Source organism: Microbispora sp. CA-102843, from assembly GCF_050936215.1.
Lineage (GTDB): Bacteria > Actinomycetota > Actinomycetes > Streptosporangiales > Streptosporangiaceae > Microbispora.
In genome coordinates this window covers 130,134-143,726 of sequence record NZ_JBNJNF010000001.1, presented here as the reverse complement: position 1 = coordinate 143,726, position 13,593 = coordinate 130,134, and the positions used below count along the sequence as shown (strand labels likewise).

Below are 13,593 nucleotides of genomic sequence, written 5' to 3'. Positions count from 1 at the left end.
TGCCACGCGGCTTGTGTCGAAATGTTTCGAAACGAGCCGACTCAAGAAGGAGTGGACGAATGGCACCGGGGTGCCGATCCACGTCGCCCCCACCGCGTCCGATGATTTCAACGAGCCGCGGCCAGCCTCGGCGTTCGACGTACGGAGATCAGCGTGGAGTCCAGCACATCATCCCGCCGCACTTTCCTCAGCCTCTCCATGGGCCTCCCCCTCGGTGCCGCGTTAGCGGCCTGCGGCACATCCGGCCCGGCCCCCTCAGGCGGGGGCGCCGGCGGTGGCGCGACCGGCGGTGGCGGCGGAGGGGCCAAGGCCACTTACTGGTTCCTTCAGGGCCCCCCCGGAGAGGCCCCCCGCACCGCGGCCGTCCAGCGGTTCAACAAGGCCAACCCCAACGGCCAGATCCAGCTGACGACCATCCAGAACGACGCGTACAAGACGAAGATCAAGACCGCGATCGGGGCGAACCAGGCGCCCACCATCATCTGGGGCTGGGGCGGCGGCGGCCTGCGCAGCTACGTGCAGGCCGGCCAGGTCGAGGACCTCACCTCGTGGTTCGACCAGAACGCCGCCGTGAAGGACCGGCTGTTCCCCTCCTCCTTCGGCGCCGCGACGATCGACGGCAAGATCTACGCGATGCCGTGCGAGACCGTGCAGCCGATCGTCCTGTTCTACAACAAGAAGGTCTTCGAGAAGGTCGGGGCGCAGCCGCCGCAGTCGTACGGCGACATCCTCGACCTGGTGAAGAAGTTCAACGCGGCGGGGATCGCGCCGTTCTCCCTGGCCGGCCAGTCGCGCTGGACGAACATGATGTGGCTGGAGTTCCTCTTCGACCGCATCGCCGGCCCCGAGGTGTTCCAGGCCGTCTTCGACGGCGAGAAGGACGCCTGGAGCAACCCGGCGTCCATCGAGGGCCTGACCAAGATGCAGGAGCTCATCAAGGCCAACGCGTTCATCAAGGGCTTCTCCTCCATCACCGCCGACTCCAACGCCGACCAGGCGCTGCTCTACACCGGCAAGGCCGCGATGATGCTGCACGGCAGCTGGTCGTACGGCATCCAGCAGGCGCAGGGCGGCGACATCGTCTCCAGCGGCGGCCTCGGCTGGATGAACTTCCCGCCGATCGACGGTGGCAAGGGCGACCCGAGCGACACCGTCGGCAACCCCGGCCAGTACCTGTCGATCTCCTCCAAGGCGACGGACGAGCAGAAGGAGATCGCCAAGAAGTTCTTCGCCACCGGCCTGCTCGACGACCAGGAGCAGAAGGACTGGGTCGGCACCGGCGGTGTGCCGATCGTCAAGGGCTCCGACAAGCTGTTCGCCGGCTCCAAGGACGCCGAGTTCCTGAACTTCATCTACGGCGTCGCCAGCAACGCCAAGGTCTTCGCCCAGTCGTGGGACCAGGCGCTCAGCCCGACCGCGGCCGAGGTGCTTCTGGACAACATCGCCAAGCTGTTCCAGCTGTCGATCTCGCCGCAGCAGTTCGCGACCAACATGAACGCGGTCATCGGCAAGTGAGCATGTCCGCTACTACCGCACGAAGGACGTCGTCCGCCGCCGCGCCCAAGGCGCGCGGCGGCGGCGTCCTGCCGTGGCTTGCCCTGCCGGCGCTGGTGGCCTTCGCGGCCTTCGCGCTGATTCCGCTGATCGGGGTCCTGCTGCTCAGCTTCACGTCCTGGGACACGCTTGGCGAGATCAAGCTGACCGGGCTCGAGAGCTGGCGGGAGGTGCTCTCCGACCCCGGCCTGCCGCACGCGCTGTGGGTGACGTTCCTGATCACGGCGCTCTCCTGGGCTGTCCAGACACCGGCCAGCATCCTGATCGGGGTGTTCCTGGCGGGCCGTCAGCGCTACCGCGAACTGCTCGCGGTGCTGTACTTCATCCCGCTGCTGCTCAGCTCGGCCGCCATCGCGATCACCTTCAAGGCGCTCCTCGACCCGAACTTCGGGCTCGGCGCCGGGCTGCACATCGACCTGCTCAACCAGGACTGGCTCGGCGAGCCCGGCCTCGCCATGGGCGTTGTGATCTTCATCGTGTCCTGGCAGTTCATCCCGTTCCACGCGCTGCTCTACCAGGGTGGCGTACGGCAGATCCCGCGTTCGCTCTACGAGGCCGCCGAGCTGGACGGCGCGGGGCGCGTCCGCATGTTCTTCAACATCACGCTGCCCCAGCTCAAGTACACCGCCATCACGTCCTCCACGCTGATGGTCGTCGGCTCCCTGACCTTCTTCGACCTGATCTTCGTGCTCACCGAGGGCGGTCCCGGCGACGCCACCCGCGCGCTCGCCCTGGACATGTACAAGCGCGGTTTCCAGGCGAACCTCATGGGAGCGGCCTGTGTGATCGGTGTCATCCTCGTCATCGTGGGCCTCGCCCTGGCGCTGCTGCTGCGCCGGCTGGGCGGCCGCAACCCCAACGCCAGCCAGCTGGAAGGGGCCTGACTGTGACCGCGACCCACACCTCGAGGGCAGCCCAGCGCGCCACGGCGCCAGGGGCGCACGGACGCCGCCGGCCGAAATCGACCTCCCAGCGCCCCAACTGGCTGGGCGGGCTGGTGGGCTGGCTGTGGCTGGCCGTGGTGATCATTCCGATCTACTGGATCGTGATCACCAGCTTCAAGACGCAGTCCAACTACTACATCACCAACCCGCTGCTGCCGCCCACCGAGCCGACCCTGGACAACTACCGGCTCGTGCTCGACATGGACTTCCCGCTGTACTTCCTGAACAGCCTCCTCGTCGCCATCGGCACGGTCATCCCGTCGGTCCTGTTCTCGTTCATGGCGGCGTACGCGATCGTCCGGAGCGGCGGCGTCAGCCGCTTCCTCCGCGGCGTGAACTCGCTGTTCCTCATGGGCCTGGCCATCCCGCTGCAGGCGACCGTCATTCCGGTCTACCTGCTGATCATCAAGCTGCACCTCTACGACTCGCTGACGGCGCTGATCCTGCCGTCGGTCGCCTTCGCGATTCCGCTGTCGGTGCTGGTGCTGGCCAACTTCATCAGGGACGTGCCCAAGGAACTGTTCGAGTCGATGCGGATGGACGGCGCGACCGAGTGGAAGACGCTGTGGGGCCTGGCCTTCCCGCTCACCCGGCCGGCCGTGGTGACGGTGTCGATCTACAACGCGCTGCAGGTCTGGAACGGGTTCCTGCTGCCGCTGATCCTCACCCAGAGCCCCGACAAGCGCACGCTCCCGCTGGCGCTGGCGGCGTTCCAGGGAGGGCCGTACGGCGTGAACGTGCCCGCCGTGCTGGCCTCCGTCGTGCTGACCATCCTGCCGATGCTGATCCTCTACACGGTCGGCCGCCGTCAGCTGCTCAGCGGCCTGACCGCCGGTTTCGGGAAGTAGGCCGCGAAGCGGCGAAGGATCCTCACGCTCCGCCGTACAGACGGCCAAGATCGACGAGTTCCACGTCGGGCCGTCTGTCGGCGAGGCGTACCAGCGCGGCCGAGAACCCCGAGCGCGCGAACAGGAGCAGCTTGGGCAGCGCGCCGACCTTGTCGCTGATCCCGCAGTCATCATTCCCTTCCCCACCTCGCCGCTTTTGGGTCTTGTACGCGCGTCTTTCCGGGGCTACGCTCGCGCAAAACTAATAGGAAACTTTCCTAAGGAAGGGAAGGCCACGCGACCGGCCGTCGTGTCACCCGACGCCTCCTCGCGGACGCCGATCGGCACCCCGGAAGGACGGCATTGATGAAGAAACGGCTGCTCAGCGCGCTGTTGCTCGCGTTGGGCCTCTGCCTGGCAGGGGTCGGGGCCGGCCCCGCCCCCGCGTCGGCGGCGCCCACTGTGGCGCTCGCGTACGCGGCCTGGGCGCCCTACACCTCTTACGCCACAGGCGCACGGGTGACCTACAACGGCACCGACTACGAGTGCGTCCAGGGGCACACGTCGCTGCCGGGATGGGAGCCGCCCAACGTCCCGGCGCTGTGGAAGGCGGTCGGGACCAGTAGCGGCGACACGACGGCCCCCAGCGTCCCGGCCGGCCTGCGGGTGACCGGCACCACGTCGAGCAGCGTGTCGCTCGCGTGGAACGCCTCGACCGACAACGTCGGCGTGACCGGCTACGAGGTCTACCGCGGCTCGCAGCTCGTCACCACCGTGACGGGGACGACGTACACCGACGGCGGCCTGGCCTCGGGCACGACGTACGGCTACACGGTCAAAGCGCGGGACGCGGCGGGCAATGTGTCGGCGGCGAGCGCCGCCGTCTCGGCCACGACCGCCACCGGCACGGGTACGCCCGGGCAGCCCGGCGCTCCCACGGTGACCGGCGGCACCGACACGTCGATCTCGCTGTCGTGGACCGCCTCCAGCGGCACCGTGACCGGCTACCGCGTCTACGAGGGCACGACCCAGCAGGCCCAGGTCACCGGCACCACCGCGACGATCGGCTCGCTCGGCGCCTGCACCACCCACACCTACACGGTCAGGGCGTACAACTCCGCGGGCGAGTCCGCGGCGAGCGCCGCCGTCACCGGCACGACCACCGGGTGCACCTCAGGCGGGGGGTTGCCCAAGCACATCCTCACCGGCTACTGGCACAACTTCGTCAACCCCGCCGTCGAGCTCAAGCTGTCGCAGGTGCCGCAGGACTACGACGTGGTCGCGATCGCGTTCGGCGAGTCGACCACCACGCCGGGCCAGGTGACGTTCGCCCTCGACTCCGGCCTGTCCGCCGCTCTCGGCGGATACACCGAGGCCCAGTTCAAGGCCGACGTGCAGGCGCTCAGGCAGCGCGGTCAGAAGGTCATCCTCAGCGTCGGCGGCGAGGCGGGCCGCGTGCAGGTGGCCAGCTCGGGCGCGGCCACGGCGTTCGCGAACTCGGTCTACTCGATCATGCAGACCTACGGGTTCGACGGCGTCGACATCGACCTGGAGAACGGCCTCAACGCGACCTACATGGCCCAGGCGCTGCGCGACCTGCGGGCGAAGGCGGGCTCCGGGCTGATCATCATGATGGCCCCGCAGACCATCGACATGCAGTCGACCGGCATGGAGTATTTCAAGCTCGCGCTGAACATCAAGGACATCCTCACCGTCGTCAACATGCAGTACTACAACTCCGGCGCGATGCTCGGCTGTGACCAGAAGGTCTACAGCCAGGGGACGGTGGACTTCATGACCGCGCTGGCCTGCATCCAGCTGGAGAACGGCCTGCGCCCCGACCAGGTCGCCCTCGGCCTGCCTGCGGGCCCCGGCGCGGCGGGCGGCGGCGTCGTCTCCCCGAGCGCGGTCACCAACGCGCTCAACTGCCTGGCGCGGCGCACCAACTGCGGCTCGTTCGTCCCGTCACGGACCTACCCGGACATCCGGGGCGCGATGACCTGGTCGATCAACTGGGACGCCTCGAACAACTGGAGCTTCTCCAGGACCGTCAAGCCGTTCCTCGCCACCCTGCCCTGACGCCTCCAGGAACGTGTGGACGCCCCGCACTCGGGGGTACGGGGCGTCCACCGGGCGTCAGGCGTAGAGGAACCAGAAGTTGCCCCCGCCGGTTCCCCATTCGCAGCGGAAGGATGTCCACCAACCCCACTGGATGCCGAGGTTGCCGCCGTTGTAACAGTCCGACTGGTAGTAGTAGGCGTACCGGATGCTGTCGGCGTGTGCCGGCGCCGTGCCGACCGACACCAGGCCGGCGGCCAGGGCCGCGGAGACGAGTAGAGCCCGAACCGTACGCATGCGATCCTCCCGGGATAGACGCCCACAGGGTGAGCGGCACCCGCACTATCGCATCGGAGATCACCGGCGGCCAGGGAGCGCCGGAGAGCACCGGTCCCGACCTGCCCGGCCGCCGGGGCGGCGCTGAAAGATTCACGAACCCCCGGTCGCGGGATCCCAGCCGTGGGATCCCAGCCGCGGAATCCCAGCCGCGGAATCCCAGCCGCGGAATCAGAGCGCGACGGTGCGGAACCCGGCGTTGGCCATGGAGGAGTCGGGGGTGTTCGACGACCGCGCCGAGTTGCGGTAGCGGTTGCAGTAGGAGTCGTGGCACAGGAACGAGCCGCCGCGCAGCACCCGGGCCCCGCCGCGCAGCGGACCGCGCGGGTTGTCCGAGGGCGAGTAGACGTAGTAGTCGGGCGCGTACCAGTCCGCGCACCACTCCCAGACGTTCCCCACCGTCTGCCACAGCCCGTACGCGTTGGGCGCGAACGTACGCGCCGGGGCGGTCGTGAGATAACCGTCGTCCAGGGTGTTCTCCGTGGGGAACACGCCCTGCCAGATGTTCACCCGCCACTCGTCCTGAGGCAGGTCGTCTCCCCAGGGGTAGCGGGCGCCGTCGAGGCCGCCCCGGGAGGCGTACTCCCACTCGGCCTCCGTGGGCAGCCGCCGGCCCGCCCAGGAGCAGTACGCCATCGCGTCGTTCCAGCTCACGTGGACCACCGGGTGGTCGGGCTCGGCCTCGGACAGCCGCCCGGCGGGGTGGCGCCAGTCGGCGCCGCGCACGCCCGCCCACCAGGGGGTGCCGGGCACCGGCCCCATCAGGTCGTCGGGGTGGGCGCGCATCGCCAGGTGGAAGACGGCGGAGAAGCCGTACTCCTCCGCCTCGGTGCGGTAGCCGGTCGCGTCGGCGAAGGCGGCGAAGTCCGCGACCGTCACGGTCGTGGCGTCGATCGAGAACGGCGCCACCGTGACGGCGTGGACGGGCGTCTCGCCGTCGCCAGGGTTGCCGTCGCCGGTGGCGTCGCCCATCCGGAACTCCCCGCCGGGCAGGCGCACCTGCTCGATCCCGTGGCCACCGATCCCATGGCCACCGATCCCATGGCCACCGTGTGCCGTGAAGCGCACCGGCTCCAGGGGCTGTCCCGGCGTGGCGGGCGTGCAGCAGGACATCAGACCCCCGTGTTTTCCAGCGCCTGGGGCACCGGCTGGCTCGGGTGCGGCTCGTCGCCGAGGGCCGCCTGCGCGTGCCACATGCGGACCTTCATCTCCTCGCGGACCTCGCGGTAGGCCGGGTCGTCGTAGACGTTGCGCAGCTCCTCCGGGTCGGCCTCCAGGTCGTACAGCTCCCACTCGCCGGGGTAGGTGAACGCGCCCGTGCCGGGGATGCCCATGCCGTCGTTGTAGAAGTAGATGATCTTATAGCGGGACGTCCGGTAGCCGTAGTGGGCCGGCGCCTTGTGGAAGACGTCGTCGTGCTCCCAGTAGCGGTAGTACATGCCCTCCGCGGGAGCCGGGCCCGGCTCGCCGGTCAGGTCGGCCAGGAAGCTGCGGCCCTGCATCCGGGGGTGGTGCGCCACCCCGGCCGCGTCCAGCACGGTCTGTGCGAAGTCGACGTTCGTGACGATCCCGGTGTGCGCCTGGCCCGCCGGGATGCGCCGCGGATAGCTCAGCACGAGCGGCATCCGCAGCGACTCCTCGTACATGAACCGCTTGTCGAACCAGCCGTGGTCGCCCAGGAAGAAGCCCTGGTCGGAGCAGTACATCAGCAGCGTGTCGTCGAGGTCCCCGCGGTCGCGCAGCCAGTCGACCACCCGGCCGACGTTGTCGTCCACCGACGCGACGACGGCCAGGTAGTCCTCCATGTAGCGCTGGTACTTCCACAGCGCCAGTTCCTCGTACGACAGCCCCTCGGGCGGGTCCTGCTTGAGGTCCTCGGCGTTGAGGTGCTCGGCGATCCGCATGGCGGCCCGCCGGGCCGACGACGAGCGCGTCGCGTAGTCGTCGTCGAACGTCGCGGGCACCGGGATGGGATCGGTGTACATCCCCGCGTGCTTGTCGTCCGGCTCCCACGGGCGGTGCGGCGCCTTGTGGTAGATCAGCAGACAGTACGGATCGTCGCCGTCGAGCGAGTCCGCCCAGTTCAGCGCCATGTCCGTGATGAGGTCGGTGGCGTAGCCGGGGACGGTCCTCAAGCCCTCCTCCGACAGGAACGAGGGGTCGAAGTACTCCCCCTGCTCGATCAGCACGTCCCAGTAGTCGAACCCCTGGGGGTTATGCCCCGGGCCGTCCCCCATGTGCCACTTGCCGACGATCGCGGTGCGGTATCCGGCGGCCTTCAACTGGCTCACGAACGTCGGCTGCGCCGCGTCGATCGGCGTGACCAGCGTCGAGACGCCGTTCACGTGCGAGTACGTCCCGGTCAGGATGCTGGCCCGGCTCGGCGAGCACAGCGCGTTGGTGGCGAAGCAGTTGTCGAACCGGACACCGAGGTCCGCGATCTCGTCGATCCGCGGTGTCCGGTTGACGACAGAGCCGTACGCGCTGACCGCGTGCGACGCGTGGTCGTCGGTCAGGATCATGACGATGTTGGGACGCCTGCTCACCGGTAGGTCGCCTCGTCCAGTCCGCTCAGGGTCGGGTCGTAGGAGACGTCGCCGACGTCGTACATCGAGGTCATCCAGTGGTAGAAGTTGTCGCCACGGTCGCGCAACACCTGGTAGAGCCGCCGCATCAGCCGGGTGCGCACCTCCGCCATCTCGGGGTGGGCGTACACGTTGAGCAGTTCGTCCGGGTCGGTGAACAGGTCGTACAGCTCGTTGGTCGAGTCGGGGTTGACGACCAGCTTGTAGCGGTCTGTCCTGATCATCCGCTGCGGGTACGGGAAGTGGTGCCCGTGGAACTCGCAGATGATGTCCTGCTCCCACGGCACCTCGTGGGTGGAGGCGAGCGGGACGAGGCTGCGCGAGTCGACCGCGGGGGCGGGGTCGATCCCGGCCAGCTCCAGGATGGTCGCCGTGCAGTCCAGCAGGCTGACGAACTCCGTACGGACGACCCCGGGCTCCTGGCCCGGGATCCGCAGCAGGCCGGGGGTGCGGTAGATGTCCTCGTACATCGCCGGGCCCTTGTCGTGCAGCCGGTGGGCGCCGGTGAACTCGCCGTGGTCACAGGTGAAGAACACGGCCGTGTCGTCGTTCAGGCCGAGGCGCCGCATGGCGTCCATGACCCGGCCGATCTCCATGTCGATGAGCGCGACGTAGCCCCAGTAGACCGCGATGAGCTTGCGCGTCACCTCCAGCGGCATGCTGTCGAACGTCCAGTGCGCGCTGTAGTTGGCCTGCACCGGCGGCTTTCCGGCGAAGGTCTCCGCGATCGACTTGGGCAGCTCGACCAGCTCCGGGTCGAACATGTCGAAGTACTCGTCCGGCACGATGTACGGCAGGTGCGGGCCGAAGAAGTTGAGCTGCAGGAAGAACGGCTTCGGCTCGGCGGCGTACCGCTCCAGCATCTCGATCGCCCGGGTGGCGAGGTAGTGCTCGAACGTCGCCTCGACCGGCTGCCGCAGCCGCGCGGCGAGCAGGTTGCCCGGCCCGCCGTTCGGCAGCGTCCCGCGGATGCGGTCGTGGATCTCGTAGGGCGGCAGGTCGTTGGCCTTGAGATAGTCCAGGTAGTCGGGGTGGTCCACCGGGTTGTGCCACCCCGGCAGGTCCGGCCCGTCGAACCCGAAGTCGGCCGCCCGCCGGTGGTGCCCGACGTGCCACTTGCCGATGAGCCCGCAGTTGTACCCGGCGTCCCGCAGGGCCGTGGAGAAGGCCCACTGGTCGTCGGGCAGGTCCTCGATGTAGCCGACGTTCCTCTCGTGGTTGGCGAGCAGCTTGTGCCGGAACGGCGCCTGCCCGGTGAGCAGGCTCGCCCGCGCCGGCGTGCAGATCGCGGTGGGGGTGTACCAGCGATCGAACCGCGTCCCTGTCCGGGCCAGCTCGTCCAGCACCGGGGTGGCGGCGAGACGGTTCCCGTACGCCCCCAGGGTGTCGGCCCGGTGCTGGTCGGTCATCAGGAACAGGACGTTCACTGGGCTCGTCACTTGGCCGCGCCCGTGAACAGATCGCCGGTGTAGTACGTCTTCGGGTCGACGGCCGAGGGCAGCTTGCCCGCGCCGACGAAGTAGTCACCCATCCCGCTCAGCCACTTCTCGATCGTCCCGTCCTTGGTGTAGCCGTCCAGGTCGGAGAGCGACAGCACCTTGGAGTTGGCCGCGTCGGCCTTGACCTGGTCGGCCGGCAGCTTGAGCATCTCGGCGGTCGCGGCCACGGTCTCGTCGAGGTGCTCGCTGCGGTACTGGATGGCGTCGCGCAGCACTCCGATGACCTTCTCGGTCTTGTCCTTCTCCTTGGCGACGACGTCGTTGCCGGCGACGAACGCGGTCGGGAACGACACGGTGTCGGAGAAGTCCTCGTTCTTGGCCAGCTCGACCAGGTCGGGGACGCTCTTCTTGATCGTGGAGATGGCCGGGTACCAGAAGCCCGCCGCGTCGATCTGCTTGGAGGTGAACGCCGACACGATGGTGGACGCGTCCATCGGGACGATCTTCACGTCGTCCTTGGTCAGCCCGGCCTTCTTCAGCGCGAGGGTGAGGATCATGTCGCCGGAGGTGCCCTCGGGCACGCCGATCGTCTTGCCCTTCAGGCCCTCAAGCGAGGTGGTGCCGGCCTGGGCGATGACGCGGTCGGCGTTGCCGAGCGTGTTCAGCGCGACGACCTTGGCCTTGCCCGAGGCGGGCAGCCACATGGCGCCGGGGCCGATGTAGCCGAAGTCGAGGTCGCCGGTGCCCAGCGCCTGGATCTGCAGCGGGCCGTTGGTGAACACGCTGACCTTGGCGTCGAGGCCGTGCTTCTGCCACAGGCCCTGCTTGTCGGCCACGGCGAGCAGGCTCGCGCCGTTGAAGTCGGCGATGTAGCCGAAGTTCACGTGGGTCGTGCCGCCGCCAGAGCCGCCCGACCCGGCGGAGTCGTCCGACCCGCAGGCCGCCGCCGACAGTGCCACGACGACCGCCGCGGCGGTCAGGAGTGTCTTCTTCATTTCGCGGGCTCCTTGATCTGCCGCTGGTGGTACACCGCGTGCCAGACGCGGTTGCGCAGGGCCCCGAACTCGGGGCTCAGCCTCATGTCCTCGTCGCGCGGGTAGGGGAGGTCGACGTCGATGATCTCGGCGATCCGGCCGGGCCTGGCGGCCATGACGACCACCCGGTTGGCGAGGAACACCGCCTCGTCGACGTCGTGGGTGATGAACATGACCGTCCGGCGCTCCTTGCTCCAGGTGTCCAGGAGCTGCTCCTGGAGCCGCACCCGGGTCAGCGCGTCCAGGGCGCCGAAGGGCTCGTCCATGAGCAGGATCGACGGGTTCACCGCGTACGCGCGGGCGATCGCGCAGCGCTGCTTCATGCCGCCCGACAGCGTCTTGGGCAGCGCGTCGGCGAACTGCTCAAGGCCGACCAGGCGGATGAAGTGCTCGGCCCGCTCCCGCCGTTCGGCCTTGGGGACCTTCGCGGTGCGCATGCCGAACTCGACGTTCTCGCGGACGGTCAGCCACGGGAACAACGCGTACTGCTGGAAGATGACGCCGCGCTCGGGGCCGGGGCCGGTGACCGGCTTGCCGTCCACCAGCGCGGTGCCGCCGGTTGGCTGCTCCAGCCCGGCGAGGATGTTGAGCAGCGTGCTCTTGCCGCAGCCGGAGGGGCCGACGACCGTCACGAACTCGTTGTCGGCGATGTCCAGCGAGACGCCGCCGAGCGCGACGAACGGCTCCTTCCCCACCGGGAAGATCTTCTGGACGTCGCGAACGGAGATCTTGGGAGTGCTCATCGGTTCTCCTGCCAGGCCGTCAGCTTGTTGCCGGCGATCATGAGCAGCCGGTCCATGATCAGGCCGAGGATCCCGATCGCGATGATGCCGACGAAGATCGTCGGAAGGTCGTAGTAGAGCTGCGCGCTCTGCATCCGGTGGCCGAGCCCGGCCTGCGCGGCCAGGAGTTCTGCGGCCACCAGCGTGCCCCAGGCCGAGCCGAGCCCGACCCGCATGCCCACGAGGATGAACGGCGTCGAGGCCGGCACCACGACACGGCCGAAGATGGTCCCGTCACTCGCGCCGAGCACCCGCGCGGCGTTGATGAGCGTCTTGTCCACGTTCACCACGCCCTGGTAGGTGGAGATGACGCAGGACAGGAACGCCGCCAGGAAGATGACGAAGATCTTCGGGCTCTCCCCGATACCCATCAGGACGAGCACCAGGGGCAGCATCGCCAGCGGCGGGATGGTGCGGAAGAACTGGATCCACGGCTCGAACAGGCCGCGGGCCACGGTGTACCACCCCATGACGAAGCCGACGATCACCGCCGCGACCGAACCGAGGGCGAACCCGGCCAGCACGCGCCCGAGTGAGGCCCCGACGTCGGTGACCAGCGTGCCGTCCTGGATCATCTTCCAGGCGGCCGAGACGACCTCGACCGGAGTGGGGAACTGGAGCCCGGCCAGGGACAGCCCCCACCAGATCGCGATTCCGGCCACGATCGAGATGATGTTGAGGACCAGGAAGGTCCGGTTCTTGCGCGGCCGGGCGGGGGCGTTGTCGGCCCTCGTGGCGCCCGCACTGGTCACGGCCACTATCGGCCTCCGTCCGTCGTGACGTTCGCTTCGTATCCGGCGAGCAGGGGGGACTCGTGGAACAGGGCCGCGATGGCCCCGCGCGCGCCGCCGTCGTCCGAGAGCAGGGCGGGGCGGATCACAGGCGCCGCGTCGGTCCACCACGACAGCTCGTAGGTGACCGTGTCCGCGACCTGCCGCAGCAGGGCCGGAGCGATCTGGATGATCTCGCCGCCGAGCACGATCTCGTCCGGGTTGAGTGTCATGGCCGCCGTGCCGAGCACCCGGCCGACCTCCATGCCGGCCTCGCGGAGCACCTGGTCCACGGTCGGGTGGGCGATCTCCACCGCTGCCTTCAGGTCGTCCAGCGTGTCCACGGGCACGCCGAGCTGCCGGCACCGCCCGAGGATCGCCGGGACCGACGCGACGGTCTCGACGCAGCCGCGCTTGCCGCAGCGGCACTGCGCGCCGCCGGGAACGGCGGTCACGTGCCCCAGCTCGCCGGCGTACCCCTTCGAGCCCCGCGCGAGCTGGCCGCCCACCACCAGCCCGCCGCCGACCCCGTCGGACAGGCGCAGGTAGATGAGGTCGCGTACGGTGTCCGACTGGGCGTGCAGCGCCTCGGCCAGCCCGGCGAAGCGCACGTTGTTGTCCACGGTCACCGCGGCGTGGAAGCGCTGGGCGAACACGTCCGCGACGCCGTCGGCCCGTGAGCGGTCGCCCCACCCCGGCACGCCGATCCCGATCGCCTGGAGCGCGCCGTAGTGGACGCCGGTCTCGGCGCTCAGCCGGTCGATCAGCGCGAGCCCGGCGTCGAGACGCTCGGGCCACTGCGCAGACTCCTCGTAACGGGCGGTCCCGGACGCGATGATGTCGTGCGCGGCATCGGCCACCAGGACGTTCACGCGGCGGTGGCCGAAGTCGACGCCCATGTACTGCCCGGAGGCGGGGTCCAGCGCGAGCCGCTCGGCCGGCCGGCCGCTGCCCACGCGCTCCACGGCGTCGGTGTCGACGACGCGGATGGCACCGCGGCCGAGGAGATCGCTGGTGATCTCGGAGACCGTGGTGCGTGACAGGCCGACCCGGGCCGCGATCTCGTTGCGGCTCTGCGCGCCGTTCTGGCGGAGCACGCGCAGCACCCGCTCCTCATGGGAGCGGCGCACGAGGGCATGCACGCCGTTGGGGGTCGTTGACACGCTGGAAACCTAAGGTTCGTCTGTTTTTTACGTCAACCATCCGACAGAAAGAATCCGGAAATCTGTTCAGGATCTTGACGAAAACCTCTGACCAGCGCGGA

At 69.1% G+C, this 13,593-nt stretch carries 12 protein-coding genes; 4 read left to right on the top strand and 8 right to left on the bottom strand.

Going from position 1 to position 13,593, the window contains the following annotated elements:
• Nucleotides 1-153 precede the first annotated feature (153 nt).
• The 4 genes from ACQEVJ_RS00785 (at nucleotide 154) to ACQEVJ_RS00770 (ending at nucleotide 5,404) form a co-directional block, all read left to right on the top strand.
• A complete protein-coding gene (locus ACQEVJ_RS00785) occupies nucleotides 154-1,515 on the top strand; it encodes an extracellular solute-binding protein (RefSeq protein WP_433096085.1) in 1,362 nt (453 codons plus the stop codon).
• Between the two features lie 2 nt (nucleotides 1,516-1,517).
• Entirely contained in the window at nucleotides 1,518-2,438 is a 921-nt protein-coding gene (locus tag ACQEVJ_RS00780; protein ID WP_433096083.1) for a carbohydrate ABC transporter permease, read from the top strand.
• 2 nt (nucleotides 2,439-2,440) lie between these two features.
• Nucleotides 2,441-3,346, top strand: coding sequence for a carbohydrate ABC transporter permease (locus ACQEVJ_RS00775; RefSeq protein ID WP_433096081.1), 906 nt, complete (start codon nucleotides 2,441-2,443; stop codon nucleotides 3,344-3,346).
• A 345-nt stretch (nucleotides 3,347-3,691) separates the two neighbouring features.
• Entirely contained in the window at nucleotides 3,692-5,404 is a 1,713-nt protein-coding gene (locus ACQEVJ_RS00770) for a fibronectin type III domain-containing protein (RefSeq protein WP_433096079.1), read from the top strand.
• Nucleotides 5,405-5,461: 57 nt separating this feature from the next.
• On the opposite strand, the gene ACQEVJ_RS00765 is transcribed toward ACQEVJ_RS00770, so the two are convergent.
• The 8 genes from ACQEVJ_RS00765 to ACQEVJ_RS00730 form a co-directional block, all read right to left on the bottom strand.
• Nucleotides 5,462-5,680, bottom strand: a complete 219-nt coding sequence (locus tag ACQEVJ_RS00765; protein WP_433096077.1) for a hypothetical protein — start codon at nucleotides 5,678-5,680, stop codon at nucleotides 5,462-5,464.
• Between the two features lie 210 nt (nucleotides 5,681-5,890).
• Nucleotides 5,891-6,832: a formylglycine-generating enzyme family protein gene (locus tag ACQEVJ_RS00760; RefSeq protein WP_433096075.1), complete on the bottom strand. Its 942-nt coding sequence runs from the start codon at nucleotides 6,830-6,832 to the stop codon at nucleotides 5,891-5,893.
• A complete protein-coding gene (locus ACQEVJ_RS00755; RefSeq protein ID WP_433096073.1) occupies nucleotides 6,832-8,265 on the bottom strand; it encodes a sulfatase family protein in 1,434 nt (477 codons plus the stop codon). Before ACQEVJ_RS00755 ends, ACQEVJ_RS00760 begins: the two co-directional genes overlap by 1 nt.
• Nucleotides 8,262-9,743, bottom strand: a complete 1,482-nt coding sequence (locus tag ACQEVJ_RS00750) for a sulfatase-like hydrolase/transferase (RefSeq protein ID WP_433096071.1) — start codon at nucleotides 9,741-9,743, stop codon at nucleotides 8,262-8,264. Before ACQEVJ_RS00750 ends, ACQEVJ_RS00755 begins: the two co-directional genes overlap by 4 nt.
• Entirely contained in the window at nucleotides 9,740-10,738 is a 999-nt protein-coding gene (locus tag ACQEVJ_RS00745; RefSeq protein WP_433096069.1) for an aliphatic sulfonate ABC transporter substrate-binding protein, read from the bottom strand. The genes ACQEVJ_RS00750 and ACQEVJ_RS00745 overlap by 4 nt, the downstream gene beginning before the upstream one ends.
• On the bottom strand, nucleotides 10,735-11,520 hold the full coding sequence (locus ACQEVJ_RS00740) for an ABC transporter ATP-binding protein (protein WP_433096067.1): 786 nt from the start codon (nucleotides 11,518-11,520) through the stop codon (nucleotides 10,735-10,737). The genes ACQEVJ_RS00745 and ACQEVJ_RS00740 overlap by 4 nt, the downstream gene beginning before the upstream one ends.
• Nucleotides 11,517-12,317 carry an ABC transporter permease gene (locus ACQEVJ_RS00735; RefSeq protein ID WP_433096065.1) on the bottom strand — a complete coding sequence of 267 codons (801 nt, stop codon included), beginning with the start codon at nucleotides 12,315-12,317 and terminating at the stop codon, nucleotides 11,517-11,519. Before ACQEVJ_RS00735 ends, ACQEVJ_RS00740 begins: the two co-directional genes overlap by 4 nt.
• Entirely contained in the window at nucleotides 12,317-13,492 is a 1,176-nt protein-coding gene (locus tag ACQEVJ_RS00730) for an ROK family transcriptional regulator (protein ID WP_433096063.1), read from the bottom strand. Before ACQEVJ_RS00730 ends, ACQEVJ_RS00735 begins: the two co-directional genes overlap by 1 nt.
• Between the last annotated feature and the right edge of the window lie 101 nt (nucleotides 13,493-13,593).